This window comes from uncultured Faecalibacterium sp., from assembly GCF_900066275.1.
In the GTDB taxonomy this organism is placed as follows: domain Bacteria; phylum Bacillota; class Clostridia; order Oscillospirales; family Ruminococcaceae; genus Faecalibacterium; species Faecalibacterium taiwanense.
Genome location: NZ_FMFG01000028.1, coordinates 1 through 26,895, shown reverse-complemented (window position 1 = coordinate 26,895; position 26,895 = coordinate 1). Strand labels below are relative to the sequence as shown.

21 protein-coding genes, 1 tRNA gene and 4 pseudogenes are annotated in these 26,895 nt (G+C 54.9%); 11 read left to right on the top strand and 15 right to left on the bottom strand.

Annotation, left to right across the window (positions count from 1 at the left end; genetic code table 11):
• The 4 genes from QZL71_RS09560 to QZL71_RS09545 form a co-directional block, all read left to right on the top strand.
• A partial coding sequence (locus QZL71_RS09560) for a polysaccharide biosynthesis C-terminal domain-containing protein (protein WP_294648586.1) occupies nucleotides 1-759 on the top strand: 759 nt, incomplete at its 5' end.
• A 162-nt stretch (nucleotides 760-921) separates the two neighbouring features.
• Nucleotides 922-2,817: a polysaccharide biosynthesis protein gene (locus QZL71_RS09555; RefSeq protein ID WP_097782240.1), complete on the top strand. Its 1,896-nt coding sequence runs from the start codon at nucleotides 922-924 to the stop codon at nucleotides 2,815-2,817.
• Nucleotides 2,818-3,089: 272 nt separating this feature from the next.
• Nucleotides 3,090-4,376: a diaminopimelate decarboxylase gene (locus QZL71_RS09550; RefSeq protein ID WP_294648585.1), complete on the top strand. Its 1,287-nt coding sequence runs from the start codon at nucleotides 3,090-3,092 to the stop codon at nucleotides 4,374-4,376.
• Between the two features lie 12 nt (nucleotides 4,377-4,388).
• Nucleotides 4,389-4,793 (top strand): hypothetical protein, encoded by a 405-nt coding sequence (locus tag QZL71_RS09545; RefSeq protein WP_097775441.1) that lies wholly within the window; start codon nucleotides 4,389-4,391, stop codon nucleotides 4,791-4,793.
• A gap of 62 nt (nucleotides 4,794-4,855) precedes the next feature.
• On the opposite strand, the gene QZL71_RS09540 is transcribed toward QZL71_RS09545, so the two are convergent.
• A complete protein-coding gene (locus QZL71_RS09540) occupies nucleotides 4,856-5,863 on the bottom strand; it encodes an RluA family pseudouridine synthase (protein ID WP_294648584.1) in 1,008 nt (335 codons plus the stop codon).
• Between the two features lie 162 nt (nucleotides 5,864-6,025).
• On the opposite strand from QZL71_RS09540, the gene radC reads away from it, so the two are divergent.
• The 4 genes from radC (at nucleotide 6,026) to QZL71_RS09520 (ending at nucleotide 11,979) form a co-directional block, all read left to right on the top strand.
• Complete coding sequence (radC, locus tag QZL71_RS09535; protein WP_044953632.1) at nucleotides 6,026-6,745, top strand: JAB domain-containing protein; 720 nt, start codon at nucleotides 6,026-6,028, stop codon at nucleotides 6,743-6,745.
• A gap of 111 nt (nucleotides 6,746-6,856) precedes the next feature.
• A complete protein-coding gene (gene uvrB / locus QZL71_RS09530) occupies nucleotides 6,857-8,914 on the top strand; it encodes an excinuclease ABC subunit UvrB (RefSeq protein ID WP_097775443.1) in 2,058 nt (685 codons plus the stop codon).
• Nucleotides 8,901-11,762 carry an excinuclease ABC subunit UvrA gene (gene uvrA, locus QZL71_RS09525; protein WP_097782206.1) on the top strand — a complete coding sequence of 954 codons (2,862 nt, stop codon included), beginning with the start codon at nucleotides 8,901-8,903 and terminating at the stop codon, nucleotides 11,760-11,762. Before uvrB ends, uvrA begins: the two co-directional genes overlap by 14 nt.
• 139 nt (nucleotides 11,763-11,901) lie before the next feature.
• Nucleotides 11,902-11,979, top strand: a tRNA-Pro gene (locus QZL71_RS09520).
• Between the two features lie 134 nt (nucleotides 11,980-12,113).
• On the opposite strand, the gene QZL71_RS09515 is transcribed toward QZL71_RS09520, so the two are convergent.
• From QZL71_RS09515 to QZL71_RS09450, 14 genes and pseudogenes are all read right to left on the bottom strand, one after another.
• The gene (locus QZL71_RS09515) at nucleotides 12,114-13,211 is read right to left on the bottom strand and encodes a tyrosine-type recombinase/integrase (RefSeq protein WP_223382200.1); all 1,098 of its coding nucleotides are present in this window, start codon (nucleotides 13,209-13,211) and stop codon (nucleotides 12,114-12,116) included.
• Nucleotides 13,212-13,286: 75 nt separating this feature from the next.
• Nucleotides 13,287-13,487 carry a helix-turn-helix domain-containing protein gene (locus QZL71_RS09510; RefSeq protein WP_005927005.1) on the bottom strand — a complete coding sequence of 67 codons (201 nt, stop codon included), beginning with the start codon at nucleotides 13,485-13,487 and terminating at the stop codon, nucleotides 13,287-13,289.
• Between the two features lie 133 nt (nucleotides 13,488-13,620).
• Nucleotides 13,621-14,376 carry a DUF6551 family protein gene (locus tag QZL71_RS09505; RefSeq protein ID WP_294648583.1) on the bottom strand — a complete coding sequence of 252 codons (756 nt, stop codon included), beginning with the start codon at nucleotides 14,374-14,376 and terminating at the stop codon, nucleotides 13,621-13,623.
• The gene (locus tag QZL71_RS09500; RefSeq protein ID WP_294648582.1) at nucleotides 14,298-14,801 is read right to left on the bottom strand and encodes a reverse transcriptase N-terminal domain-containing protein; all 504 of its coding nucleotides are present in this window, start codon (nucleotides 14,799-14,801) and stop codon (nucleotides 14,298-14,300) included. Before QZL71_RS09500 ends, QZL71_RS09505 begins: the two co-directional genes overlap by 79 nt.
• Before the next feature lie 547 nt (nucleotides 14,802-15,348).
• A pseudogene (locus QZL71_RS09495) lies at nucleotides 15,349-16,851 on the bottom strand (VirB4-like conjugal transfer ATPase, CD1110 family); the annotation flags it as partial.
• Nucleotides 16,769-17,203 carry a PrgI family protein gene (locus QZL71_RS09490; protein ID WP_227104934.1) on the bottom strand — a complete coding sequence of 145 codons (435 nt, stop codon included), beginning with the start codon at nucleotides 17,201-17,203 and terminating at the stop codon, nucleotides 16,769-16,771. The pseudogene QZL71_RS09495 and the gene QZL71_RS09490, both read right to left, overlap by 83 nt.
• A gap of 14 nt (nucleotides 17,204-17,217) precedes the next feature.
• Nucleotides 17,218-17,493, bottom strand: a pseudogene (locus QZL71_RS09485) (hypothetical protein); the annotation flags it as partial.
• Nucleotides 17,494-17,595: 102 nt separating this feature from the next.
• Nucleotides 17,596-19,428 (bottom strand): reverse transcriptase/maturase family protein, encoded by a 1,833-nt coding sequence (locus QZL71_RS09480; protein WP_087235321.1) that lies wholly within the window; start codon nucleotides 19,426-19,428, stop codon nucleotides 17,596-17,598.
• Nucleotides 19,429-20,082: 654 nt separating this feature from the next.
• Nucleotides 20,083-20,676 (bottom strand): annotated as a pseudogene (locus QZL71_RS09475) (VirB6/TrbL-like conjugal transfer protein, CD1112 family); the annotation flags it as partial.
• A gap of 20 nt (nucleotides 20,677-20,696) precedes the next feature.
• The gene (locus QZL71_RS09470; protein ID WP_005541840.1) at nucleotides 20,697-20,912 is read right to left on the bottom strand and encodes a Maff2 family mobile element protein; all 216 of its coding nucleotides are present in this window, start codon (nucleotides 20,910-20,912) and stop codon (nucleotides 20,697-20,699) included.
• Nucleotides 20,913-20,948: 36 nt separating this feature from the next.
• Entirely contained in the window at nucleotides 20,949-22,709 is a 1,761-nt protein-coding gene (locus QZL71_RS09465) for a VirD4-like conjugal transfer protein, CD1115 family (RefSeq protein ID WP_294648581.1), read from the bottom strand.
• The gene (locus tag QZL71_RS09460; RefSeq protein WP_294648580.1) at nucleotides 22,706-23,197 is read right to left on the bottom strand and encodes a PcfB family protein; all 492 of its coding nucleotides are present in this window, start codon (nucleotides 23,195-23,197) and stop codon (nucleotides 22,706-22,708) included. Before QZL71_RS09460 ends, QZL71_RS09465 begins: the two co-directional genes overlap by 4 nt.
• Nucleotides 23,198-24,085 carry a DUF6017 domain-containing protein gene (locus QZL71_RS09455; protein ID WP_294648579.1) on the bottom strand — a complete coding sequence of 296 codons (888 nt, stop codon included), beginning with the start codon at nucleotides 24,083-24,085 and terminating at the stop codon, nucleotides 23,198-23,200.
• A gap of 392 nt (nucleotides 24,086-24,477) precedes the next feature.
• A complete protein-coding gene (locus tag QZL71_RS09450) occupies nucleotides 24,478-25,038 on the bottom strand; it encodes a biotin transporter BioY (RefSeq protein ID WP_005944982.1) in 561 nt (186 codons plus the stop codon).
• Between the two features lie 285 nt (nucleotides 25,039-25,323).
• On the opposite strand from QZL71_RS09450, the gene QZL71_RS09445 reads away from it, so the two are divergent.
• The 3 genes and pseudogenes from QZL71_RS09445 to QZL71_RS09435 form a co-directional block, all read left to right on the top strand.
• On the top strand, nucleotides 25,324-25,899 hold the full coding sequence (locus QZL71_RS09445; RefSeq protein ID WP_118526853.1) for a hypothetical protein: 576 nt from the start codon (nucleotides 25,324-25,326) through the stop codon (nucleotides 25,897-25,899).
• A gap of 122 nt (nucleotides 25,900-26,021) precedes the next feature.
• Entirely contained in the window at nucleotides 26,022-26,513 is a 492-nt protein-coding gene (locus tag QZL71_RS09440) for an RNA polymerase sigma factor (RefSeq protein WP_044954130.1), read from the top strand.
• Nucleotides 26,500-26,895 (top strand): annotated as a pseudogene (locus QZL71_RS09435) (DUF4349 domain-containing protein); the annotation flags it as partial. The gene QZL71_RS09440 and the pseudogene QZL71_RS09435, both read left to right, overlap by 14 nt.

The window sequence follows — 26,895 nt, the reverse complement described above, 5'->3', positions numbered from 1 at the left end:
GCGCTGGAGCAGTACGGAGAACTGAAAGGCATGGCTCTGCCGCTGCTTACGTTCCCATTTGGCCTGCTGGGCAGTCTTTCGGTGCTGCTGATGCCGGAGATCACGCAGGCTCATATTCTGGGCCAAACCGAACGGCTCAACGCACTTCTGGACCGGATGCTGCGGCTCACCGGCTATTTTTCCGCGCTGGCAGGGGTGCTGTTCTGGGTGTGGGGACGGCCGCTGGCACAGCTTTTGTACCAAAGTGCGGATGCCGGGTTTTATCTGGAAACGCTGGCTCCTGCCATGCCGCTGATGTATCTGGAAAGCATGGTGGACGGTGCCATGAAAGGGGTAGGAGAGCAGAAGGCGGCCTTCCGCTACAGCGTGTGGGATTCTATCCTGCGCATTGGCGGGGTGGTGGCGCTGCTGCCGCGCTTTGGCATGAAGGGCTTTTTGGCAGTGATCCTGCTTTCCAGCTTGTACACCTGTGCGGCCAACACCGGGCATCTGCTGTTTTCCAGCGGCACGCAGCATGCATTCCGCCGCTGGCTGGGTGCACCGGCACTGGCAGCTGTGCTGGCTGCGGCGGCTGGTATGGCGTTGCGGAAGCTGCTTGCGGATGGGTTTGCGGCTCGGCTGCCTTTGCAGCTGGCCGCGTTGGGCGTAGGCGGCTGCGCTACCACAGGAGTGTTCCTGCTGGCGGCATGGCCGCTGGGCCTTGGAGAGGAAGCAGCCGCGCTCTGGGCTGCGCACCGGCCCGGCAGACCGAAAAAATAGAGAGAGTTTGGCAGCGGATTCAAATTTTCTGGACATTCTGCAGTGTTCTGAGTATAATATAAAGATAGGGCTGTCCGGTGTGCCGGGCAGGACGGAACGCCGGAAGCTCCTTCCGGCAAAAACAGCGGCGTTTTACGCCGTGTGCAAAAAGAGGACTTTTTTGTGAAAGATAAAAAGAACACGCCGCAGGTGCTTGCGCGCCGGGCGCTGCTTGTGCTGCTGGATGCAGCCATTGTTGCATTCAGCTTTTATTTTGCGCTTCTGCTGCGGGCAGACGGAGCAGTGGAAGCTGCCTGGTGGCCGCATAACCGTGAGCTTCTGTACGAAAATCTGCCATGGATCGTGGCGGTGTACATTGCCAGCTTTCTGTTCAGCGGGCTGTACTCCGTACTGTGGAAGTATGCCGGTGAACGCGACCTGATGCGTCTGGCGGGAACGGTGGCTGTGCCTACCGTTGTCGTCTACTGTGTCAACCGTCTGTGCATCCACGGTGTGCTGTTCAACTCTGCCAACTGCATGGCAGCGGTGCTCATCTTCCTGCTGGTGGGCGGCAGCCGTCTGGCATGGCGGCTGTTCCTGAACCACCCGCTGGGCGAAAAGCTGCGCGGCGCTGCCAGCAAGGACCCCAACCGCCCGGTGATGATCGTAGGTGCAGGCGAAGCCGGTGCATGGGCCATCAACGTGTGCAAATCCAATAAGGAATATGGTCACGCGGTGGTGGCGGTGGACGATGATCCCACAAAACTCAACCAGACCATCCACGGGGTGCCGGTGAAGGGCACGCTGGAGGATATCCCGGACCTGTGCAAGCGCTACGGCATCCACAGCATCATCATCGCCATTCCTACCCTGAAGGGCAGCAAGCTGAACCATGTCATCGATCTGTGCGTCAGCACCCATTGTGCGGTGCAGCTGCTCAGTGACCCGCAGCTGGTGGGCAGCGGTACACCGCAGCAGGGAGCCTTCCGCGAGTTGAACCCGGCGGACTTCCTTTCCCGCGAGGAAGTGACGCTGGATACCGATCAGATCTCCGGCTACCTCACCGGCAAGACCGTTCTGGTCACGGGCGGCGGCGGCTCCATCGGCAGCGAACTGTGCCGTCAGGTGATGCGCTTCAAGCCCGGCAAGCTGCTTATTTTTGATATCTACGAGAACTGCGCCTATGAGCTTTTGATGGAGCTGCAGCAGAAGTACGGCCGGGATATCCCGGTAACGGTGCTCATTGGCTCCATCCGCGATAAAAAGCGTCTGGATGAGGTTTTTGAAACATATCATCCCACTGTGGTGTTCCATGCGGCAGCACACAAGCATGTGCCGCTGATGGAGGTCAGCCCTGCAGAAGCGGTCAAGAACAATGTTCTGGGCACCAAAAATCTGCTGGTGAGCGCCAGCGAACACGACGTGGAGCGGTTCGTGCAGCTTTCCACCGATAAGGCTGTGAACCCCACCAGTGTGATGGGCTGTACCAAGCGCATCTGCGAAATGCTCATCCAGACCTTTGCGGGCAACACGGATATGAAGTGTGTGGCTGTGCGTTTTGGCAATGTGCTGGGCAGCCACGGCAGCGTCATTCCGCTGTTTGAGGCTCAGATCAAAAAAGGCGGGCCTGTCACCCTGACAGACCCCAACATTGAGCGCTACTTTATGACCATTCCGGAAGCGGCCCAGCTGGTGCTGCAGGCCGGTGCGCTGGCTGAAAGCGGCAATATCTATGTGCTGGACATGGGCGAGCCGGTCAAGATCATGGATCTTGCCAAGCAGCTCATCCGCTTTTACGGCTATGAGCCGGGCGTGAATATGGAGATCAAGATCGTGGGTCTGCGCCCGGGCGAAAAGCTCTACGAAGAGCTGATGATGGACGAGGAGCAGGATAAGATGCGCCGCACCCAGCACAATAAAATTTTTGTGGCTTCGCCGCGCAGCATCGATCTGGCCGAGTTCTACGGGCAGCTGCAGGAGCTTGCCGCTGCGGCAGAGCACAACGATGAGGGTGTGGTGCAGCAGCTGGCAAAGATGATCCCGACCTTCACCCCCACCCGCCAGAATCTGAAGCTGTAAACTCCCCCAGTTTGCTGCGCAGACAGCCCCCTCAAAGAGGGAGCTTGTCCGTGCGGCAAAGCCTCCCTCTTTGAGAAAGACTTCCCCCGGCCGGGACAGATTCTCCCTGCGCCGGGGAAAAATGTCACCACAGGTAACAAAGAGAAAAACAGATGTCGCGCCAGCGACAAAAAGGGGAATGGGTGGCATCGCATCAGCGATGACGAAAGGAGTTTCTACTGATGTCACTGCGGCGATCGGCCGCGTGCATATAAAATGAGAGGGATGTTACTATGGAAAAGAAACCGTTTCTGACCGAGGCGATGGCACAGGAGATCATTCAGGATGTGCCCACGCCGTTCCATGTCTACGATGAGAAGGGCATCCGTGAAAATGCCCGCCGCATCAACAAGGCATTCAGCTGGAACAAAGGCTTCAAGGAGTATTTTGCCGTCAAGGCTCTGCCAAACCCTGTCATCCTGCAGATCCTCAAGGAGGAGGGCTGCGGCGTGGACTGCTCGTCCCTGACTGAGCTGATGCTCAGCGAGGTGTGCGGTTTCTCCGGCAGTGAAATCATGTTCTCCTCCAACCAGACTCCCGTGGAGGATATGAAGAAGGCCTACGAGCTGGGTGCCTATATCAATCTGGACGATGCCACCATGGTGGAATTTCTGGAGCGTGTTGCCGGTGTGCCGGAGAACATCTTCTGCCGCTATAACCCGGGCGGCACCTTCAGTCTGGGCGAGAGCGAAGAGGGCTTTCAGGTCATGGACAAGCCCGGCGATGCCAAGTACGGCATGACCGAGGAGCAGATGATCGAAAGCTACAAGAAGCTGGCCGCCAAGGGAGCCAAGAACTTCGGCATCCACGCTTTCCTTGCGTCCAATACCATTTCCGATGAGTATTACCCGGAGCTGGCAGGTATCCTGTTCCAGCTGGCTGTCCGGGTGCAGAAGGCCACCGGTGTGCACATCGGTTATATCAACCTGTCCGGCGGTGTGGGCATCCCGTACCGCCCGGAGCAGACCGAGAACGATATCATGGCCATCGGCGAGGGTGTGCGCAAGAAGTTTGAGGAGATTCTGGTGCCCGCAGGCATGGGCGATGTGGCCATCTTTACTGAGATGGGCCGCTTTACCACCGGCCCCTACGGCGCACTGGTGGCAACTGCCATCCATGAAAAGCACATCTATAAGGAATACATCGGTCTGGATGCCTGCGCAGCCAACCTGATACGCCCGGCCATGTACGGCGCTTACCACCACATCACTGTGCTGGGCAAGGAAAATGAGCCTTGCGACCATATGTACGATGTGGTGGGCGGTCTGTGCGAGAACAACGACAAGTTTGCCATTGACCGGATGCTGCCCAAGATCGACATTGGCGACATCGTTTATATCCACGACACCGGTGCACACGGCTCTGCCATGGGCTACAACTACAACGGCAAGCTGCGCAGCGCCGAAGTGCTGCTGTGCGAGGATGGCACCCACCGTCTGATCCGCCGTGCCGAGACTCCGCGCGATTACTTTGCAACGCTGGATTTCCTGCCCCTGATGAAGCCGCTGTTTGAAGATTAAGAGGTATCATAAATGTTTTTTGGCTTTCAGCTCACCCTTGGCCTGATGATGGTATTCTACGGCTATTCGGTCATGAAAAATCCCCGTGTCTGGGGAGATCAGGGCCGCCGTGCCGTCAAGGCGGAGCACTTTGAGGAATACTGCCGCCAGAACGGCCTGTTCTTTTTGAAGGCAGGCTGCGTGGTGGCGGTGATCGGTGCACTGGATGCGCTCATCACGCTGGATGCCCTGCTGTACGCTCTGCTGTACCTCTTCGGTCTGGCCTTCGCGTTCTATCCGCTGGTCAAATGGTGCCGTGAGAACGAGGGCTTCAGCTGGCCATGGCCCCATGTCCAGAGCGAGAAAAAGCGCATCAAAGAGCTGCGCCGTGAACAGGAATCGCAGGAAAAGGCGGAGCAGGACTCCGACAAAAAGTAAAGAATAAAGAGAAAAACGGCTGCTGTACGGTAAAGTACAGCGGCCGCTTTTTTGTTTCCGCTTTATGCAGGGTGGTTTTCCTCGCTGTTCTTGCTCTTATCCAGCGCATCGAACTGCTTTATGATCTGCGGGTCCTTCAGCTTGACGACCTTGCCGGAGAGATAATGCAGGGTGTTTTCCTCGGGAATATCAAGGAAAGTGACCCGCACAGCGCACAGGGCCTGCGTTTTGGTGCCGGTGCGCTCGTTCATCTTGCGGTTGCCGTACTTGATGTCGCCCAGAACCGGACGGCCCAGATAGGCCAGATGTGCGCGGATCTGGTGGGTGCGGCCGGTGACAAGGCCGATCTTGCACAGGGCAAAGGGGCCTGCGGTGCGCAGCACGTCCACGTCCGTAATGATCTGCTTGCGGCGCTCGTCCTGCGACTGGTGTGCATGGATGCTCACCTTGTTGTTCTTCTCGTCGTGCTCCCACCATGCGGTGAACCGCCCGGACTGCGGGATACCCACCGTGATGGTGTAGTACTCCTTTTTGAGTAGGTCAGTGCGGATGATCTCGTTCATGTCCCGCAGGGCGGTGTAGCTCTTGGCGGCGATCACAAGGCCCTCGGTGCCGCGGTCCAGCCGGTTGCAAATGCCGGGCTTGAACCGGTTCTCGCCGTGGGGATCGTACTCGCCTTTTTCGGACAGATACTGGGTAAAAGCGTCCACAAGGTTTGCATCGCCGGTGCGGTCGCTATGGCACAAAAGGTGGGTGGGTTTGTACAGCACAGCAATGTTTTCGTCCTCATAAATGACATTGACCTTGGGCTGATTCTGCTTTTTTTTCGGCGCGGCCTTCTGCACGGTTTTTGCGCCTTCCGGCGGGAAAAACTCGTCGTTGATGTACAGCTCGATCAGGTCGCCTGCCTGAATGCGGTACTCCGGCACGGCCTTTTTTCCGTTTACCTTCACGCGCTTATTGCGGAAGCTTTTGTACAAAAGGCTGGTGGGAAAATCGCGGGTCACGCTCTGCACAAAGCGGGAAAGACGAACGCCGTCGTCGTTGGCGGTTGCGGTATATTGTTTCATAAATGTTCCTCAATTTTCAAGAGATACCTTTATAGTAATACAGCCTTGGCTGCAAGTCAACGCGGAAACGCCCCGGATCAAAACTATTTTACCGCAAAGCCTTGAGTTCCGGGCGCAAAATGGGTACTATTATAAGGAATGAATCAGAAGGAGAGTACCGCAATGGCAGAACACAAACGGCATCAGGGACACCGCCAGCGGATGCGCGAACGGGTGCAGAACTACGGTCTGGACAGTCTGGCCGAGCACGAAGCGCTGGAATATGTGCTGTACCTCACCAACGCCCAGAAGGACACCAACGGCATCGCTCACGACCTGATCGACCGCTTTGGCGATTTTGCCGCTGTGCTGGAAGCCAGCGAGGAAGAGCTGTGCACTGTGGAGGGCGTAGGCCCGGCCACAGCCCGGATGTTGCATCTGCTGCCGGAGATCAGCCGCTACTATGGCCGCAGCCGTACCAGCACCACCCGCTGCATCAGAACTACCGAGCAGATGGGCAGCTATCTGATGGCGAAGTTTGCGTGGTCGGATTACGAGCGTGCAATGCTGGTCAGTCTGGACAGCCGTAAGCGGGTGCGCGCGGCGGTCTGGCTGCGGGAAGGCACCACCGACCGGGTAAGTCTGGACATCAAGGATGTGGTGTCTGCGGCCATCAAGGGCGGCACCGACACGGTGGTGCTCAGCCACAACCACCCCAACGGTGCGGCCTTGCCCTCTATGGAGGATCTGGAGGCCACTGGCAATATTGCCCGGGCATTGGGCCTTGTGAACATCCATCTGCTGGATCACTTCATCCTGACCGATACGGAGTATTTCTCCATGCGGGACGCAAACCGCCTGCCGATCTATGACTTTAAAACAGGTACGCTTTTCTGGCCTTGATCTGTGAAACAACAAAAAAGTGTTTACATTATAAAACTGGTGTGCTATAATCAAACCGTAAAATACAACTGATTGTGGTTCTTTGCGCGAGGGCCGGAGAGGAGAGGGAAGATGGCAGACGAAAAATTTGAACTGGTATCCTCTTACCAGCCCACCGGCGACCAGCCGCAGGCCATTGAAACACTGGTGAAAGGCGTGGAGCGGGGCGACCGCTGCCAGACCCTGCTGGGTGTTACCGGCAGCGGCAAGACCTTTACCATGGCAAATGTGATTGCAAAATGCAACCGGCCCACGCTGGTTCTGGCCCACAACAAAACGCTGGCGGCCCAGCTGTGCACCGAGTTCCGGTCGTTTTTCCCCAACAACGCGGTGGAGTATTTCGTCTCCTACTACGATTACTACCAGCCGGAAGCCTATATCCCCAGCACGGATACCTATATTGAAAAGGACAGCGCCATCAACGACGAGATCGACCGCCTGCGCCATTCGGCCACGGCGGCGCTTTCGGAGCGGCGGGACGTGATCATTGTAGCATCGGTTTCCTGCATCTACTCGCTGGGCGACCCCATCGACTACCGCAGCATGGTCATCAGCCTGCGCCCCGGCATGCAGATGGAGCGCGATGCGCTGTGCCAGAAGCTTGTGACGCTGCAATATGAGCGCAACGACGTGAATTTTGTGCGCAACAAGTTCCGTGTCCACGGCGATATCGTGGACATCTACCTTGCCTATATGAGCGAGCTTGCCATCCGTGTGGAATTTTTTGGGGACGAGATCGACCGCATCACGGAGTTCAACCCTCTCACCGGGGCCAAACAGAATGTAGTCAAGCATGTAGCCATCTTCCCGGCCAGCCACTATATCGTCAGCGCCGAGAAGAAGGCCGCAGCACTGGAAAAGATCCGCGCCGAGTGCGACGCACAGGTGAAGCAGTTCACCGCCGAGGGCAAGCTGATCGAGGCGCAGCGCATTGCCCAGCGCACCAATTACGACATTGAGATGCTCAACGAGGTGGGCATGTGCAAAGGCATCGAGAACTATTCGGCGGTGCTTTCGGGCCGTGCGCCGGGCAGTATGCCCACCACTCTGCTGGATTATTTCCCGGATGATTTTCTGCTGTTTGTGGACGAGAGCCATGTTACCCTGCCGCAGGTGCGCGCCATGTATGGCGGCGACTATGCCCGCAAAAAAACGCTGGTGGAGTACGGCTTCCGCCTGCCGTCCGCCTTCGATAACCGCCCGCTCAAGTTCGAGGAAGTGGAGTCCAAGCTGAACCAGATGATCTTCGTTTCGGCTACGCCCGGCGACTACGAGCGGCAGAACAGCACGCAGGTGGCGCAGCAGGTCATCCGGCCCACCGGCCTTTTGGACCCGCTCATTTCGGTGCGCCCGGTGGAAGGGCAGGTGGTAGATCTGTTGGGCGAGATCAATACCCGTATCCAGCGGCACGAGCGCGTTCTCGTGACCACGCTGACCAAGAAAATGGCTGAAGACCTGACCGACTACCTTACCGAACAGGGCATCAAAGTCAAGTATATGCACCACGAGGTGGACACCTTTGAGCGCATGGAGATCATCAAGGACCTGCGCCTTGGCTCCATTGATGTTGTGGTGGGCATCAACCTGCTGCGCGAGGGTCTTGACCTGCCCGAGGTGAGCCTTGTGGCCATTCTGGATGCCGACAAGGAGGGCTTTCTGCGCAGCGAGACCAGCCTGATCCAGACCATTGGCCGCGCGGCCCGCAATGCCGAGGGCCTTGTCATCATGTACGCGGATGTCGTCACCGACAGCATGGACCGGGCCATCACCGAGACCGAGCGCCGCCGCGCCATCCAGATGGCCTACAATAAAGAACATGGCATCGTGCCAAAAACCATCGTCAAGGCCATTGCAGACAGCATCGAGATCAGCGATAAAGCGGAGAACGCTAAGCTGAACACCCGCCGCATGGGCAGGATGGAGCGGGAGGCCGCTATCGAGCGCCTGACCCGTGAGATGAAGGAAGCGGCGAAGCTGCTGGAGTTTGAGCACGCGGCCTTCCTGCGTGACCAGATCGACCGACTGCGCCGGGGCGAGAACCCGACGGTGGACTCTGCGGCAGAAACGGAGCGCAAACAGAATCATTCACAGACACAACGAAAAGGGAGAAAATACCTTGGCAAACGATAAAATCGTCATCAAAGGTGCCCGCGAGCACAACCTGAAAAATGTTAACCTGACCCTCCCGAGGGAAAAGCTGATCGTCATGACCGGCCTTTCCGGTTCGGGCAAGTCGAGCCTTGCGTTCGACACCATCTATGCCGACGGCCAGCGCCGCTATGTGGAAAGCCTTTCCAGCTACGCACGCATGTTTTTGGGCCGCATGGACAAGCCCGATGTGGATGAGATCACCGGTCTGTCACCGGCAATTTCCATCGACCAGAAAACCACCAGCCACAACCCGCGTTCCACCGTGGGCACCGTGACGGAGATCTACGATTATCTGCGACTTCTGTACGCCCGCGTGGGCGTGCCCCACTGCCCGGTGTGCGGGCGGGTGATCAGCCAGCAGACCGTGGACGAAATGGTGGACGCGGTGCTCAAACTGGACGAAGGTACGAAGTTTCAGGTGCTGGCTCCTGTGGTGCGCCAGCGCAAAGGCACCCAGCAGAAAGAGCTGGATGCTGCCCGCCGCGGTGGCTATGCTCGTGTGAAGATCGACGGCAACCTGTATGATCTTGACGAAGAGATCAAGCTGGAAAAGAACATCAAGCATACGGTGGAGATCGTGGTGGACCGCCTTGCCATGCGCAAGGGCATCCGGGGCCGTCTGGCAGATTCGCTGGAAACCGCGCTGGCGCTTACCGGCGGCATCGCCGAAGTGGATGTGATCGGCGGCGATTGTATGACCTTCAGCCAGAACTTTGCCTGCCCGGAGCACGGCATTTCCATCAGCGACCTGTCGCCGCGGCTCTTCTCCTTCAATAACCCGCTGGGAGCCTGCGAAAAGTGTACCGGCCTTGGCACCTTTATGCGGGTGGACGAGGAACGCATCCTGCCCAACCGGAACCTTTCCATCCGTGAGGGTGCCATCAAGGCCAGCGGCTGGTACTATGCCGAGGGGTCTGTATCCGAAATGTATTACCTTGGCCTTGGAAAAAAGTACGGCTTTACGCTGGATACGCCCATCAAAGAGATGAGCACCGAAGCTGTCAATGCGTTGCTGTACGGAACCAATGGCGAAAAAATTGAGATGCACCGCACGAATGAGTTCGGAAGCGGTGTGTACTATAATACCTTTGAGGGCATCGTGGAGAACCTTGAGCGCCGCTTCCGCGAGACCAACAGCGAGTGGATGAAGGAAGAAATCGGCAGCTTCATGTCCGGCGTGGAGTGCCCGGACTGCCACGGCAAGCGCCTGAAACCCGTGGTGCTGGCTGTGACCATTGGGGATAAGAACATCAGCGATTTCTGCGAAATGTCCATCCGGGACGAGCTGAAATTCATTGCCGAGAACGAGCCGAACCTGACCGAAAAGCAGAAGCAGATTGGCGGGCAGATCATGAAGGAAATCCGGAACCGCCTGCAGTTTTTGCAGAGCGTGGGTCTGGATTATCTCACGCTGGCCCGCTCAGCAGGCACTCTTTCCGGCGGCGAGAGCCAGCGCATCCGCCTGACCACTCAAATCGGCAGTGCGCTTTCCGGCGTGCTCTATGTGCTGGACGAGCCGTCCATCGGCTTGCATCAGCGCGATAACGACAAGCTCATTGCCACCCTGAAAAATCTCCGCGACCTCGGCAACACAGTCATTGTGGTGGAGCATGATGAAGATACCATGCGCAGCGCGGATTATATCGTGGATGTAGGCCCGGGCGCAGGTGTGCATGGCGGTGAGATCGTAGCCGCTGGCAGCGTGAAGGACATCTGTAAGGCAAAGCGCAGCATCACCGGCGATTATCTCTCCGGCCGCAAACGCATTGCCGTACCGCAGACCCGCCGCACCGGCAACGGCAATTACCTTACTGTACGGGGTGCACGGGAAAATAACCTGCGCAATATCGACGTGAAATTCCCGCTGGGAGAGTTTATCTGCGTTACCGGCATTTCCGGCTCCGGCAAGTCCAGCCTCATCAACGAAATTCTGTATAAGACGCTTGCCTGCGAGCTGAACGGTGCGCGTTCCCGCGCAGGCAAATGCGATGGGGTAGAAGGGCTGGAATTTGTGGATAAGGTCATCGGTATCGACCAGCAGCCCATTGGCCGTACGCCGCGCTCCAATCCGGCCACTTATACCGGTGTGTTCAATGATATCCGCACGGTATTCTCCCAGACACAGGATGCCAAAATGCGCGGTTACGGCCCGGGGCGTTTCAGTTTTAATGTCAAGGGCGGCCGCTGCGAAGCCTGTGAGGGCAACGGTATTCTGCAGATCGAGATGCACTTCCTGCCGGATGTGTACGTGCCCTGCGAGGTATGCAAGGGTGCGCGTTACAACCGCGAAACGCTGGAAGTGAAGTATAAGGAAAAGACCATCTCCGATGTGCTGAACATGACCGTGGAGGAAGCAGTGGTATTCTTTTCCAACCAGCCCAAGATCGCCCGCAAACTGCAGACCCTGTTGGACGTGGGTCTTGGTTATGTAACACTGGGCCAGAGCGCCACCACCCTTTCCGGCGGCGAAGCACAGCGCGTGAAGCTGGCCAATGAGTTGGCCCGCCGCAGCACTGGCAAGACCGTGTATATTCTGGACGAGCCTACTACCGGCTTGCATATTGCAGATGTGCACCGCCTGATCGAGGTGCTGCAGAAGCTGGTAGATGCGGGCAACACGGTTATTGTCATCGAGCACAATCTGGATCTTATCAAGTGCGCCGACCATATCATTGACCTTGGCCCTGAAGGCGGCAGCGCAGGCGGTGAAATCGTGGCCGAAGGCACGCCGGAACAGGTGGCAGAGGTGCCAGGCAGCTTTACCGGTCAATATCTGAAACCGCTTTTGGAAAAAGACAAGCTTCTGCAAGCGAAAGAGCAAAAATGAATAAAGCGCGTACTTTCGCAAAAATCAGACTTTTTACGAAAAAAGCAAAGAAAATTGTAAAAATCTGTTGACAAAACTGCTGTATCTGAGTATAATATCTCATGTCGCCACGCTTCGGTAGGGAAGCGGCGGTCGATATCCGGGTGTAGCGCAGTTTTGGTAGCGCGCTTGAATGGGGTTCAAGAGGCCGTGAGTTCGATTCTCGCCACTCGGACCATAAATCCAACGATTTCACGTTAGAAATCGTTGGATTTTTTTGTTTGTGGGCTGACCTCATTTGGTTTTGACCACAATTTTGACCACAATGCCAAAGATTTTATCTGGTCTAATTAGTGTCGTTCCGTCCAATTTTCAGGCCGAAAACGCCTCGCTGAACAACTGGATCGCACTCTGCCGAATGGATTCCTGAACATGGAGATAATGCTCAGTCATCTCGGTGTCGGCATGGCCTACGATGCTCTGGATGGTCTGAATATCCACGCCCAACGCCTGCATCTGCGACACATAGGTGTGGCGGCAGCTGTGCGGCGTGAGCAAGCGGACATCGCCCGCTTCTTCCAGAGATTTGCGGAATACATCCCGGAAATGGGTGGGATTGCAGGGCAAGCCGGTCTTGGGGCTTTCCCAGATGAACTGGTCGGTGGTATCCCGCAGCTTGATGGCGCACGGGCGAACATTCAGCGGCACCGGAATATCCCGGATACTGTCTTTGGATTTCGGACTGCCGATGCTGACTGTACCTTTTACGACCTTTACTGCCTGCCGGATGTGAATGACAGAGCCATCTTCTTCAATAAACTGCGGCTCCAAAGCCAGAAGTTCCTGCATTCTCATTCCAGTGCCGAGCAAAAGCCGGATGCTCAAGCCCATGCGGTCATCGGGGAGAACTTTCATTAAGTGGGCGACTTCCGCTGTGGTAAAGGCTTCCTTGCGTTTTGCGGTGCCGGATGCCCGCATCTTTTCAGCAAGCCGGACCGGGTTGCGGCGCACAAGGTCATTGGCTTCTGCCTTTTGAAAGATCTGGTAGAGCATCCCTCGTGCCTTGCTGATGTAAGAATCCGAGCGGCCATCGCGCCGCATCCCTTTCAGGAAGTTTTCGATGTCGATGGGGCGTATGACGGTCAAGGGGCGATGGTAAAATCCCTCTTTGAGCATTTTCAGGCAGTATTTATAGCTTTCCTGTGTCGTGGGAGCGATATTATCCTTGTGACCCTCGAACCATGTATCTGCCCAATCCTCGAAGTACAGAATCGTGTCCAGCTGGACACCGCTGATAAGCGCATCCTGATACTCTTTCAGTTTGAGCTTGACCTCCTTCTGAGTCTTGCCATAGAAGGTCTTGAAGCGCGGCGAACCATCTTTCTGGTAGCCGTCCATCATACGTAATTCCCAGCGACCATCGCTGCGGTGGCGAAGCGTACCCTCGCCGTGTGAACGTTTGCTTGGCATATTGCCTCCTTCCTGATGTCAAGTCGTTTCGGGAATAGTATAGAAAAAGAAACCTCTTGAATCAAGGATGTCAGATCAGCCATTTACGCTGTCTGTGATCCACTGAAGAAAACGGTCTTTGGGTACGACCATCCGCTTACCGATGTGGAGCGTGGGAAAGCCGTCCGAACGGAGCAGGATGTAAGCGTTGGCGCGGGAGATGCCCAGCGCAGCAGCGACATGATCGGCTGTCAGCGTGATGGGAAGCTGCTCATACGAAGTGAACTGAGAGCGCATAGAATACCTCTTTTCTCTATATGTTGTATTAGACAAACAAATAAATCGTATATATAGTGGTTTTAATATGTAACAAGGGGCATCTGCGGTTTGCGGATGCCCCTTGTGTATATGGGAGGAATGCCTGTGAATGTCAGAATTTCATCGGCAGTGCGTCTTTTCTGCACTTGCCGTTGTAGGCGGTGTAGATGGGGAAAACGTATTTTTTCCATCCGCGCAGCTTTGCGGGGTCGTCCTGCCCGATGCGGTAAATATCGACCGGGTGGATGTTGCACAGCGCACGGAGCAGCCGTTCTTCACTGAACTCGCCGTGGTACAGCTCCACAAAGTGCATCATGCCTTTCAGAACAGATGCCCGGAACGAATCGGGCTTGCCCTCCCATGCTGCCACGATCAGCCGCATCGTTTCACAGTAGAGCGGTTCGCCCATCTGCTTGTAGAGCCGGAAAGCCGTACCAACGCAGCCGATGCGGTAATCGGTCAGCTGCTGGCTGTCATAATTGAGGCTCAATCCCACCCGGTTGGTGGCTGCGAGAAAGGCTTTGGAGATGGCATCGCCGCCCACCACCTTGGCACGGAGCTTGATGCCTGCCGTCAGCGGCGCAGAGAAGCCGTTCTGCTCGGCAAAGAGCAGGGCTTCCTGCTCCACGGTCATGCCCGTGTACACCTTGCAGAGAATCGGCAGATCTTTGCCGCCGTTGCGGAGGATGCGCCCCTCGATGGTGTGCTGCCCATCCGTTACGATGAACTGACCGTTGCGGAAACTGACCTTCGGCTCATTTGCCACATATTCGTTGAAGTGGGCGGCAATCAGTTCCACACGCTTGCGCTCCACACCGCGCTGATACAGTTCGCGGGGGTAGACCAGCTTGCTGCTGTGGATGACCATGAGCTGGTACGGCGGGTTGACATCCCCAACGGACGTTTTTTCTTCTTGTCCTTCTTTTCGATATACACTCTACGGAGAGGACGTGCACGATACCTTTTATCTGTCAGCGATAGAGCCGCTGCCATTTTCTTCGCCGGAGTGTTCCAGAGAACACCATCCACACCGGGAGTTCTGCGCCCGTCGTTGGTTACGACACGCTTGACAGCCAGTGCTTTGGCGTAAAAGGAATGTGTCAGAAGATACTGAAGTCGTTTTACTGCGTTGTAGTCTTTTTGCTGAGTTGCCTTGACAATCCTGATTTGTAGCCTGTTGACTTCCCGCTCTGCCTTATGCCAATCAATGCTTTTCCATTGGGCACTCAACATAGCTTCGTCCGACAGCTTCTCAGAAGTTTTACCTTCCGTCGTTGAATACTTATCGTTCACAGGAATACCTCCAATCTTGCCATGAAATACCCGGAATAAGTCAGCACCCTTTCAGGTCAGGGCAAATTTTGAACCCCTATGCTCACCGTTACAGTGAACCTTTCGCTTTTTATTCCATCTCATACCCTCTGCGCCATTTCTTCCTCTTGCGAGGTCGATACCTTTGTTCAAGGAACGCATAGGGTTTTCCACGTTCCACGTAATGCATAATTCTCGAATGCCTTAGCCGCCATCTTTGAACCGGGAGGATTTGTGTCCATTTGCTTCGGGGTACAGAAAGGCCCCTCGGCCACCTCCAACACCTTTTGGTGTAGGTGTATCAGCCTTATTTCACCTATTCCCTGTAACGATCCTTACGATGATTCACATTACGTTCGACATAGCATTCTTTACCCTAACAGTACATCCGCTTTAGGCTGGCAGATTTCCCATATTGTCCTGTGAGCTTCCCAACGCCGGCTTTTGACCAGTGCAGGTCACAGTAGGGTTACTCCAAATGGATAGAGCAGTGTTTATACACAATACATTACGCGACTTCGTGTCGCACTTCCGCCTCCGGGTCGCAAATGATGATATCGTCCTTTGTCACCAAAAACACATTGAGGATTTCACGCTTTGCAGAGAAGGACTTGCCGCTGCCCGGCGTACCAAGAATCAAACCGTTGGGCGTTTTGAGCTGCTTGCGGTCTGCAAGGATCATGTTGCCGGAAGTAGCGTTCAGGCCGTAATACAGCGCCTCGCCGCTCTGGAAGAGTTCCTGAGAGATAAAAGGAACAAAAATTGCCACGGCAGAAGTGGTCAGACCGCGTTCGATCCTGATTTGGTTGACGCCCAGCGGCAGCGCCGACACAAGCCCCTGCTCCTGCTGAAAGTCCAGCCGCACCAGATGACAGTTGTGCTTCTGCGCCACAGAGGAAGCCCGGAAGATATCGTTCTCCAGCTTTTGCTTTGTGTCCGCCACATTGACTACCAGGAAGGTCATCAGGAACATTCGCTCATTCCGGCTTTGCAGATCACGGAGGATGTTCTTTGCTTCACCTGCATAGGTGGCAATGTCGGTGGGGATGATGTCCATATCGAACCCTTCCCGCGCCGCCCGCTTCTGAGCGTCGATCTTCATACTGTCCAAGTCGGTGATCTTGCGCTTGACAGTTTTGATGGCCTCATTCTGATCCATGCTGCGGATATGGACGCTGACAAAAATGCTGCTGTCCGTGTCAAGCAGATCGGCAAGCACCCGGTCATTGAGTTCCGGGGCTGTGATTTGCAAAAAGCTGACCGCGCCGACTTTGCTGCCCATCTGAAACCGCCGTGCTTCGCCAAACCGAAAAGAGGACGGCGCAATGAAATCCTTGACCGACAGGCCGGAGGGCGCCAGCCACTCCCACGCAAAGGAAAACGGTTCTCCGTCCGGGTGGAGGATACCGTGCAGCACCGCCAGCCACTCCTTGCCGTCCAGCACCTTTGCCAGTGCGCCCATAGCCTTAAAGTAATTCAGGGCATCCAGCGTGATCCGGGAAAAGCGGGCTTTTGCCTCCTTGCTGTTTTTTGCCTCAATGGTCAGTACCAGGAATTTCGTCTTGACCATGCCGTTGTTGCCGTGTTCCAACTGCCCGCGGAGCATATCCGTGTAAAGGGCGCGTACCGCGTCAAACTTGTCCTCCTGCGCTGCGATCTCAATTCGTTTGCGGAAATCTGCTTTGTTCACCCTGCGGCACACAAGGGATAATTCCATGCCGATGGAAGCATCATGGGCGTTATACATATCGCAGAGGGCTTCAAAAATCGCCGTCTGGTCATCTGGCTTTGCAAGCTGGTAATTCACATCCTCAAATTCCAGGCAACGGCTCCATGTGGTATCATCCAACCGGCACAAGCCGTCCGGGTACATCTGACGGAAGGGAATGGTGTCCTGCGCCGAGTGAGGTTTCCCATCACCTCTGGCGGTTTCCAGGATACGCCTGATCTCACGCTTTTCCGCGGCGGTCAGCTTTACCGCGGGTTTTGCCGCCTGCCGTGCCTGCGGCTCTGGCTTTCGCTTTCTGAACAATGGCTTTCACCTCCTTTTCCGCCTGGGCCTGCCGCTCCAGGGCTGCGTAGAAATTGTTTGTCTGATAAGGCCGTTCCTTCGTCCGCAGGAACATACAGCGGATGACCTGTCCGGCCACCACCTCCAGGGGTTGACCATGCCGCTCATACATGGCAAGTAGAAAGAACGGGAGCATGACGATAATCATGCAGAACGCGGCGGCGCTGTTGCTGGCCGTGCGTCTGAGCAAAAAGAAAAGCGGTACTCCGATGAGTGCCGCCGCTCCGAAACATATAAGCTGCCGTTTGGTAAGCCCAAACAGCACTTTGGATTTTACTTTCGTCAAATCCTTTGGAATGGTTACATACGCCAATTTATCAAGCCTCCTTAATGCGCTCCGAACAGGCTCTTAGAGAGGCTGCCGGTCTTGAACAGGGCGAAGCACAGCAGGACCGTGTAGCCCATGCAGGCCCATATCGCGCCTGAGATATTTCCGTCTGTGGCGATACTCTGTACCAAAACAGAGTAGATTCCCACGCACACCATGATTAGAAATGCCTGGAACGCCAATGCAAACAGGGATTTCAAGTAGTTCTGTCCTGTATGGCTCCAATCCCGGTTCGTCATAGTGGCAAGCGGGATCGGTCCAACGGAAGTTGTCAGTAGGGTAAGAACCCAGCGCCTTGCCATATCGCTATGGCAGGTTTCCGAGAACTCCCCTCCGAACCGGACTTACACCTCTCGATGTATCCGGCTCTCCAGCTGTCAGTCTAATTTCCCAGCGTGTAACTTATCGTGACAGTCAATACAGAGTGCCATTGTCTTGCGCTTACGCCCGATCATGGCGATTTCCCATTGTTTTCTGCCGCTCAAGTCTTTGAGTTTTCGTACATGGTGTATTTCAATTGGTACATTCTCTGCACCGCACCACTCGCATTGACTCGCTTTCAGCCGCTTTATTAGGCTGTTGCGTCCGTAGTTCTCAAACACTCTTGCAATCACATCGGGATTGCCGCTTTCCACTTTGGTATCACGGCGAAACCCGTTGTTATAGAACAGCACCTTTCCAACCTTGCCGTTTTTCTTCGGATACTCCACAACAAAATCTTTCCCTTGATGGTACTTCTGAATAATTCTGCTGATTCGTGTCCGGTATTTTCCGGCAAAGGTCTTGAGCATACTGTATCTCATTACATAGTAGAAGTTGTTGAGGACGGACACATTGTTTGCGAGCCGGTAGTAGTTGTACAATCCACGGATTTCTGCGTTGTACTGGTTCAGGATTTCCAAATCATCCAGGTGCAACAGGCGGGTGCGCCGGACAGGTTCCCAAACCTCTTTATTTCCGTTCTGTTTGTCGTGTTTAATCTTGAGGGCATGATAGGAGAGCAGCCGCTTGACCCACTTGTCGTGGGGGACATAGAGCATGACTTTTCCGTTGTTTACTCGTCTGGTGGCCCCGGTTTTGGTCTTTTTGTTACACTCACCTTTGGCGATTGTGACCTCATACCCCAGGAACTTAGCAAAATCATGCCCGTGGGTAATCAGTGTTTTTTCCTCGGACATTTCCAGATGAAGATTTTCCCGGATGAAGCGCCCCACATCCTGTTTGACCTGTTCCGCGTCCGCTTTTCTGCCAATTACTCCAATCAGAAAATCATCGGCGTACCGAATATAGAAAACTCTTTTATAGCCTTCGTCCATTTGGTCGCTGTACGGTATTGACCGCAGACTGCGCCGCAGTTCTCTGATTTCGGCAAGTAAGCCCTCTTTTTCTTCCTCGCTCATTTTGGAGATGTTTCTTTTGAGCCTTTGCTCTTTTCCACGGCAGACATCCAATTTCTTCTTGAAGGCCGGATTGATTTTACGGCGCTCTCCGCAGTTGAATTTCTCTGCGTATTCCGCCATAAACTTATCCAGCTCGTTCAGATAAATGTTTGCAAGGATGGGGCTGATGATAGAGCCTTGCGGAGTACCGGAGTAAGTATTGTGGTAGTTCCAGTCCTCCATATATCCGGCTTTCAAAAACTTCCAGAGCAGACCAATAAAATGCTCGTCCGCAATCCGCTTGCGCAGAATGGCAATCAGCACATGGTGGTCTACATTGTCAAAACAGCCCTTTATGTCGCCCTCAACAAACCACTTTGTCCCTGTGAAATATTTCTGCACATATTTGAGCGCCGTATGGCAGCTTTTGTTTATGCGGAAGCCGTGGGAGTGGTCGCTGAAGGTTGGCTCGTAAATGCTCTCCAGTATGAGCCGCACCACCTCCTGTATCAGTTTGTCGTCGAATGACGGTATTCCCAAGGGGCGCATCTTCCCGTTGGATTTCGGGATATAGGTTCTCCTTGCGGGGTTGGGCTGGTAGCTGAAATCCCGCATTTTTTCAATGAGGGCGTTGATTCTCGCCATTCCCATGCCGTCAATCGTCTTGCCGTCTGTTCCGGCTGTCATATTGCCTGGTTTCGCCTGTATCCGCTGGTATGCCAGCAGATAGAATTGTGGATTGTACAGATTGCGGTATAACCGCTCGTACTTGTAACTCTGGTTACACGCCTTGGATTTTAGGCTTTCCAACACATTTTCAGGACTTCTCATAATGCCTCACGCACCTTTCCTTTTTATGAGTTGGTTGACATCCTGCCTTCCTTCGCCATGTAGACGGCTTTCCCGCCCTCGGACTACTACGAAGGCTCCGTTGCCTTGCCGGATATTCAGCGTCATCTTTCTTGGGGTTTTAATCCTTGAAATTTTTCACCTTGCGGCATTACGCATAGCCGGACGGTTCCGGCGTTCCGGTTTAGGCAATCTCCAGTTAGACACTTTGGGAAAAGCGTATTGTGATGTCGGAGTGGGTTTTCGTCCTTTTCCGCTTATTGCGGCTGGCTGTCATAAGTATCGTGCGGTTTGTGTATACCTGTCACATTCCGCTATGACATACGGCGAATACAACCATCCTGCGCCGCCGGGTCGAGTATCCCGCCTCGGACTGCCCTTAAAGCAGTTTAGCCTTGTTCCTCGTTCACAATGTTGCGTCTTGCCGCTCAGTCGTGGGTAGATGGTTTCCCCAACTTGCGACGTTTCCGGTACGCTATTGTCCCCCTTATGGTTTCCCTCCGGGGTAAACCGGCTGACGCTAAAGTGACGCTTTTTCAGCGTCTTTGATACTTTTCTTTACCGGCTTGCCAAAGCCGGATTCCCAAAATGCCCGCGCACCGCCTGCGGATTACAAGCAGCGCTTCTGGACGCGCAATACACCTCAATCATGCGGCCGTAAATGACAAGCATGATACAGATGGAAAGGGCGTTCATGGTAAGCCCCACGAAAAGGGACTGGAACCACAGCCCGAACAGTTCTCCCGTGCCCAGGGCTTCAAGCTGCGCCTCCATATCCGTGATGACGCTGCTGATATCAATGGAGGTATTTCCGATGATGACGCCTGCGCTGCTGTTCACAACACTTTGCCCCACATCGAAGATACCCATGACGATATTCCATGTGTTCGTCACAATGAGAACGGCACAGAATGTCTTGAAAATCCACTTGAAGAACATCCAGGTATCTACATCGTGCAGATTGTTTTTCTCTGTCACAAGCTGGATCAGCTCATAACACATTACGAATGTCAGGATAACCCCGGCGATTGGAACGATCACCGTTTCAGAGAGGTTTCGGATCATAGAAAAGACGCCGCTGTTCCATGCCAGCGGCGTCTGTCCCACTTCACCGGCGATCTCGCCTACTTTGGTATTGACCGTATCGAACATGCCCGACAGGTTTCCCGTGATCCCCTCGATGAGCAGCCCTCGGAGCCATTCATCGAGTTTGTCGAGTATGCCGCCCATAAGCGATCACCGCCGGACGATCAACCGAACAGGCCGGAGAGCAGAGGTACAAGGGTGATGCCGATGAGGGCGACACCGCCGCCGGCCATCAACTGTTTCATACCCTGGCTTTTGGAAGCAGGGTTGTCCTGGCCGTAACCTTCCAGAAGGTTGATAACGCCCCAGATACCAAGACCTGCGCCCAGGGCCACTACGAGAGTCTGCAAAACACCAACTGCACTGTTGAAAAATTCCATAAAATAATCCTCCTAAAAAATGTTTTTGATTTTGGGTTAAGTTGTTGCGTCAATCTCGTACACATCGAAGGTGTCCGTGGGTTTTACCACGGCACGCTGCTTCTTCATGTACCGTTCCATGTCAAAGACATTTTTAGGGTCGGCGTCGGCCGTGTATCTGTAATTCGGATGCCGGGTGAGGTCGTACTTGTCCGAAAGAAACGGGCGCACGCCCCGCAGCATGAAGATACACTTGCCGCCGTCCATCACTGCTAATTCGTCCTGGGTCATCAACTCCTTTCCTAATTTTTGATAACTGAGGCCGTGGGAAACCTGGCTGCCCCGGTTTTCGGACTGGTTATAGAGATCAATGGTCTCTTTCCCCAGCAGCTCCGAAATTTCCTTGAGGGTGGATTTCTCCTTGCCTCCCAAAAACAAGGTGCTGTCACAGTTACCGACGATGGTATCCGCCGCATCCTTGTAGATGGTCTTTAACTGGCTCTGCGACTGCAAAATAATAGAAGCCGATATCTCACGGCTTCGGATGGTGGCGATCAGCTTATCGAAGTTCGGTATCTGGCCGATATTGGCAAACTCGTCCAGAATCAGACGGACATGGACAGGCAGCCGCCCGCCGTAGAAGTCATCCGCCTTGTCGCAGAGCAGATTGAAAAGCTGACTATACATGAGGGCGGCTACGAAATTGAAAGTGCTGTCCGTATCTGACAGGATCACAAACAGCGCCGTCTTTTGGTCGCCCAGGGTATCCAGTTCCAGTTCGTCATATTCCATCAGGTCCCGCAGCTCCTTGATGTCGAAGGGAGCAAGCCGGGCACCGCAGGAAATGAGAATGGATTTTAAGGTTTTGCCCGCCGCCATCTTGAATTTGCGGTACTGCTTGACGGCAAAGTGGTCCGGCTCCCGTTCCTCCAACTGAGAAAAAAGCAGGTCCACCGGGCTTTGATAGGTTTCGTCATCCTCTCTGGCTTCACTGGCATTGATAAGGTCCAGAAGTGTGATGAAATTCTTTTCTTCCTCCGTAGCCTCATACCAGATGTAGCCGATCAGCGCGGAATAATAGAGGCGTTCCGCTTTGACCCAGAAATCTTCCGAAGATTTTTCGCCTTCGCCCTTCGTGTTCATAATCAGGGCGTTCACCAGCTTTAAGATATCTTTCTCTGACCGAATATAGGCAAGAGGGTTGTATTTCATGGATTTTCGGAAGTTTATCAGGTTGAGGCACTTGATACGGTATTTCTTCCGTTCCAGGAAAGTGCCGATCTCCGGTAGCAAGGTTCCTTTCGGATCAGTGCAGACATAGGACGAATGAGCTTGCAGCAGCGACGGCTTACAGAAGAACCGCGTCTTGCCGCTGCCGGAACCGCCGATCACCAGAATGTTTTTATTTCTGGCATACTTCGGCTGCTTTGGACGGCTCGCCATTGTGATCCGTTCCGTCTGCGTCATGGGGATGTTTTGGAAAAAGTCCTTGTTGTCCATGTAGGGGGCAATATCCGCCGCCGTACCCCAGCGGGCAGAACCATACTCGATCCCGTGGCGATACTTCTTAGCGTTCTTGCCTTTCAGGTAGACCGCCATGCGAAGAACCACCGCACCGGCTATACCGATCAGAAGGTCCGTTGGCTGGAAACTGAGCCACGGGGAGGAAAGCGCTGCCGTGAAGCCGTCCCCGATAGAAAGCAGCTTGCCGGAGAGGTCAGCACCGGGCGCAAGCCGGAAAGCCTGTGCCAGCTTATCGAAGGGATACACGAACAGGAGATACGGAAGGTTCAGCAAAAACATTTTTTTCATGTTCATCTCTGCACGCTCCGATCTTTGACCTTTACTTTCTCCCGATCAATGGTGCGGTGTTCCGCTTTCTCCGCCGCCTGTTCCTTCGCCTGGGTCAGCCGTTCCCGGATGGAGGGCTTTTCCTCACGGCTCATTTTCCGGCTGGCAAACTCCTGAAATGCCGCTGTGATGGCATCCGTATCCCGGCTTTTGAAAAAGACCAGGTAACGGGGCTGCTCTGCGGCGGTGTCTTTCTTCAAGGCAAAATCCACATGATATTTCTTCGCTACACGGGAGAAAGCCTTGATATTCTTGTCACTGATCTCGATATTGGCAAGACCGGCGTTCTGGCTGGCAAGCTGTTTAAGGCTCTGCCTGCCGCGGTAGATTTTGGGCTTCTGGCTTTTCTGGATTTCCTCCAGGAATTTTTTGACGGCCTTTTCAAAGACCTGCTCGCTTAGCTTGGCTCCGTCAACAATGAGCGTCACGGCGCCCCGCGTTACTTCCTCCTGCATTTAGCCTCGCCCCCTTTGCCCGTCCCCGTACATATCGTGCTGCACCAAGGAAGAATAGTAGCTGTTGATGGTGGTCGGGGCGTTATACAGTGCCGCCAGCAGATATTTCTTGATGTTGCGGACATAGGTGGTGTTGTCCTTCATGCAGTCCATGACATACTGAACATGAGAACTGTCCAGCTTCAGGAACCGGGATTTGACCACTTCTGCCGGATAATCGTCCCCGGCAATACGGATCGTCTTGCGGGCAGAACATACGGTATCCACGATCAGCTCCGTGATCTCGTCCAGCATCTCATGGTCAACACGGTCACTGTTTTTCCAGAAGTCATATTCGATATTCTCTAAAATCAGTTCTCGATAGCTTTCTCTGGCTCCCATCCCATCCGTTCCCATCCTCGCCCCTACGGGGGTAGGGGGATTTGATTGGATAGGATTTGATACTTCCGTACTTGATAAATCAGTTCTTGATGGATCGTTACTTGATTTATCTTTATTTAATTGGGCGGGTTCTTCCTGAACAGGCGTGACCAATGTTGGGTTTGCCTGTACGGGATTTTCCCGTATAGGTTTTTCCTGTGCAGGCGTTGGCTCTTTAGGTTGCTCCAAAATGGTGTACTCAATCGAGCCGAGCTGACCGTTTGCGCCTCTGACGCGCTCACGGATCAGATAGCCGTGTTCCTCCAGCTCCCGGATGCCGCCACTGATACTGTCGATACCGTCCTTGCAGATACGGGAAAGCCCCTTCATGGTGTAGTCCCAGTTCTCCGGCAGGGACAACATGAGGGAAAGAAGCCCCTTTGCTTTCAGCGACAGGGACATATCCCGCAGATGATGGTTTGACATGACCGTGTAATCACGGGTCTTTTCAATACGGAAAACTGCCATCTTCGATACCTCCTTCCTGTGAAGATAAAAGTGTTGATTTCGATGAAAAAAGCCTCCGTTTTGCCTCTCGGATGTGTTCCATAGGAAAACATCCACGCCCGCCTGCTTGCAGCAGTCTGAGAGGGAAAAACAGAGGCTTTCGCACCCTAAGTGATACAGTTTTGAGACAGGGACAGGTGCGGGTATGAAAAAACGCCATGGGACGGTTGCCTATGGCGTGAAAACAGGAAAAGGGCGCTGATATTTGCATATCAACGCCCTTTGAGCCTGTCAGTATTTGATTGTTTCGACTTCGCACCGTGTTTGCACCATGAAAAACATTGATTTTACTGACTTCTTCAATGTTTTCTTATCTGGTGCTACCATTTGCAGTCTCCCTTTTGCTTTGCCTGTTAGGCTTCCTTCAGCTTCAGCACGCCAGCCTGTACCAGACGCTTGCGCAGCAGTGCACCCACGATGCAGCTCACCACGATCTTGGCGAGGTCCAGCGCAATGAACGGGTACACGCACACCGAAAGCGCATAGCCCAGCTCGCACTGCATCTGGAACACGAACCATGCGGTGCCCAGCACGTAGCAGGCGGCATCGCCCAGCACAAGGCCGACACCGGAGATCACCGGCTGGCCCTTGCTCTTTTCGATGAACAGACCGCCGATGAAGGCCAGCAGCAGGTAGCCCACCAGATAGCCGCCGGTGGGGCCTGCCAGCTTGGCAATGCCCGCGCCGTAGCCGGAGAACACCGGCACGCCCACAAGGCCGATGAGCAGGTACACCGCCACGCTCAGGGTGCCGAACTTGGGCCCCAGCAGCCATGCGGTCAGGCAGATGACAAAGTTTGACAGCGAAATGGGAATGGCCCCGATGGGCACGCTCAGCGGGCCAAGCACGCACAGCGCGGCGGCCATCAGCGCAGTGACAGCCATCTGATAGGTGGTCAGTTTTTTGTTTTTCATAGAATAGAATTCCCCTCTGTTAAAAATTTACAAGGCATCTGTGGCCGAGTATAACGCGGCAGAGGGAAGACGGTCAACAATGAAGTTGCAGCAGGGTTTACAATAGGGCGTGTTGTAATGCATCGTAGAATATGGTAAGATGATAACAAAAAAGATTGACCGCCCTGCTTCCAAACTGTGCGGTCAATCTTTTTGACAAACGGGATGGAAAGCTGACCCTTGCAGTCAGCGCCCCCTTCTATGTTTAGAATACCGCATCAGCGTTATTTATCAAGGAGGTTCCCCATGGGTGGAGGACATGTTTCGCGGCCGGACTTCGGGATGCCGCAGCCGGACCCGGCCTACCCACTGACCGAGTTCTACCTGCTTTTGCAGCACGCACTGGACAAAGCGGGCCGCTTTGCGCTGCCTGCGCTGTATGCCCGCGTGCAGGCACCGGCCCGGCATATCTATCTGGACGAGGCGCGGGAATATTTGAGCCTTTCGCCTACCGGGCGGGAGGGGGATATCCGCCTGCTGGCCGAGGGCAGTCTGCAGCTGCTGTACAGCACCCTGCACGTCCAGCCGGACGGCACGCCTGCAGCCCTGCTGCTCACCGAGGAGTGCACCCGCGCCACGGTGGCGGTGCAGCTGCTGCCGCCCTTTGTGTGGGAGGACCCGCTGCCGCCGCTGCCGGACACCCCTGCGGCGCTGACGCTGCAGCTGACCATGCAGGATGTGATGCAGGCCGATACCGACCCGGCAGCGCTGGGCAGAAAGCTGGCTGGCACAGCGGCGAACAAGCGCTGGCTGCACCATCCGAAGGCCGAGACCTTCCTTGCAGAACGGGTGGCCCTGCTGCAGAGAGTATATAAAAGGTGATTTTCATAAATTTTTCCTGCAATGCAATCTTCGGGGGCGTTCAGCCGTGTATAGGGTGAATGTCCCCCGTGGAACACGAATTCCACCAGCCCTGTACAGGCGGTAAAGGAGAGCTTGAAACTATGGGACAGCTGACCAGAAACGAAGTATTTACGCTGGCAGTGCAGAAATACAGCGATGCTGTTTACCGCGCTGCCATACACAACAGCCGATGCACAGCCGATGCCGAGGACGTGGTGCAGGATGTCTACGAGAAGCTCCTGCATTATAATGGTACGTTTGAGAGTGAGGAGCACCTCAAGGCGTGGCTGCTGCGGGTGGCCATCAACCGCTGCCGGGACCTGACCCGCGCAGCCCATCAGAAGGACACCGAGCTGGACGAGAACCTGCCCGCGCCTGATGCGTTTGAGGACGGCAGTGTGCTGGACGCAGTGCGCGCCCTGCCGGAAAACTACCGCAATGCCATCTATCTGCATTACTACGAGGGGTACACGGCGGCGGAGATCGGCCGGATGATGGGCGCACCGTCCAACACGGTGCTGAGCTGGCTGCGGCGTGCCCGGGCGCAGTTACATACGATGCTGAAGGAGGAGATCGAAGATGAGGTGGTATGAGTACAAGATGGAGACGGACGACCTCTACGCCCCGGACGATCTGAAGGCAAAGCTGCTGGCCATGACAGACCAGTTGACCGAAGAAGAAAAGGCCCAGCCCATGATGAAAACCGACGCACCGGTACCGGCTCAGTCCGCCCCGGTGCAGCCGAAGAAGAAACTGATCCGCTTCCCCGCAAAGCGGGTGGGCGCACTGGCGGCCTGCCTTGCTGTGTGTGTGGTAGGCTATGGTGCTTTTGCCACCGGACAAATCGGCCTTGGCGCAAAGAGCAGCAGCCCGGCGGTCTATTATTCTGCGGACAGTACTGCGGCGGGGATGGCGGCAGGCGGCGCGGACCGCGCCGCTGTAGATAGCCCCATGGCAGCCGATTACAGTCTGAAT

Coding starts and splice junctions, on each gene's coding strand:
- QZL71_RS09550 (WP_294648585.1), top strand. CDS start 3,090: ATGGAAAAGAAACCGTTTCTGACCGAGGCGATGGCACAGGAGATCATT.
- QZL71_RS09545 (WP_097775441.1), top strand. CDS start 4,389: ATGTTTTTTGGCTTTCAGCTCACCCTTGGCCTGATGATGGTATTCTAC.
- QZL71_RS09540 (WP_294648584.1), bottom strand. CDS start 5,863: ATGAAACAATATACCGCAACCGCCAACGACGACGGCGTTCGTCTTTCC.
- radC (WP_044953632.1), top strand. CDS start 6,026: ATGGCAGAACACAAACGGCATCAGGGACACCGCCAGCGGATGCGCGAA.
- uvrB (WP_097775443.1), top strand. CDS start 6,857: ATGGCAGACGAAAAATTTGAACTGGTATCCTCTTACCAGCCCACCGGC.
- QZL71_RS09515 (WP_223382200.1), bottom strand. CDS start 13,211: ATGCCAAGCAAACGTTCACACGGCGAGGGTACGCTTCGCCACCGCAGC.
- QZL71_RS09510 (WP_005927005.1), bottom strand. CDS start 13,487: ATGCGCTCTCAGTTCACTTCGTATGAGCAGCTTCCCATCACGCTGACA.
- QZL71_RS09505 (WP_294648583.1), bottom strand. CDS start 14,376: ATGGTCATCCACAGCAGCAAGCTGGTCTACCCCCGCGAACTGTATCAG.
- QZL71_RS09480 (WP_087235321.1), bottom strand. CDS start 19,428: ATGAGAAGTCCTGAAAATGTGTTGGAAAGCCTAAAATCCAAGGCGTGT.
- QZL71_RS09470 (WP_005541840.1), bottom strand. CDS start 20,912: ATGGAATTTTTCAACAGTGCAGTTGGTGTTTTGCAGACTCTCGTAGTG.
- QZL71_RS09465 (WP_294648581.1), bottom strand. CDS start 22,709: ATGAACATGAAAAAAATGTTTTTGCTGAACCTTCCGTATCTCCTGTTC.
- QZL71_RS09460 (WP_294648580.1), bottom strand. CDS start 23,197: ATGCAGGAGGAAGTAACGCGGGGCGCCGTGACGCTCATTGTTGACGGA.
- QZL71_RS09455 (WP_294648579.1), bottom strand. CDS start 24,085: ATGGCAGTTTTCCGTATTGAAAAGACCCGTGATTACACGGTCATGTCA.
- QZL71_RS09450 (WP_005944982.1), bottom strand. CDS start 25,038: ATGAAAAACAAAAAACTGACCACCTATCAGATGGCTGTCACTGCGCTG.
- QZL71_RS09445 (WP_118526853.1), top strand. CDS start 25,324: ATGGGTGGAGGACATGTTTCGCGGCCGGACTTCGGGATGCCGCAGCCG.
- QZL71_RS09440 (WP_044954130.1), top strand. CDS start 26,022: ATGGGACAGCTGACCAGAAACGAAGTATTTACGCTGGCAGTGCAGAAA.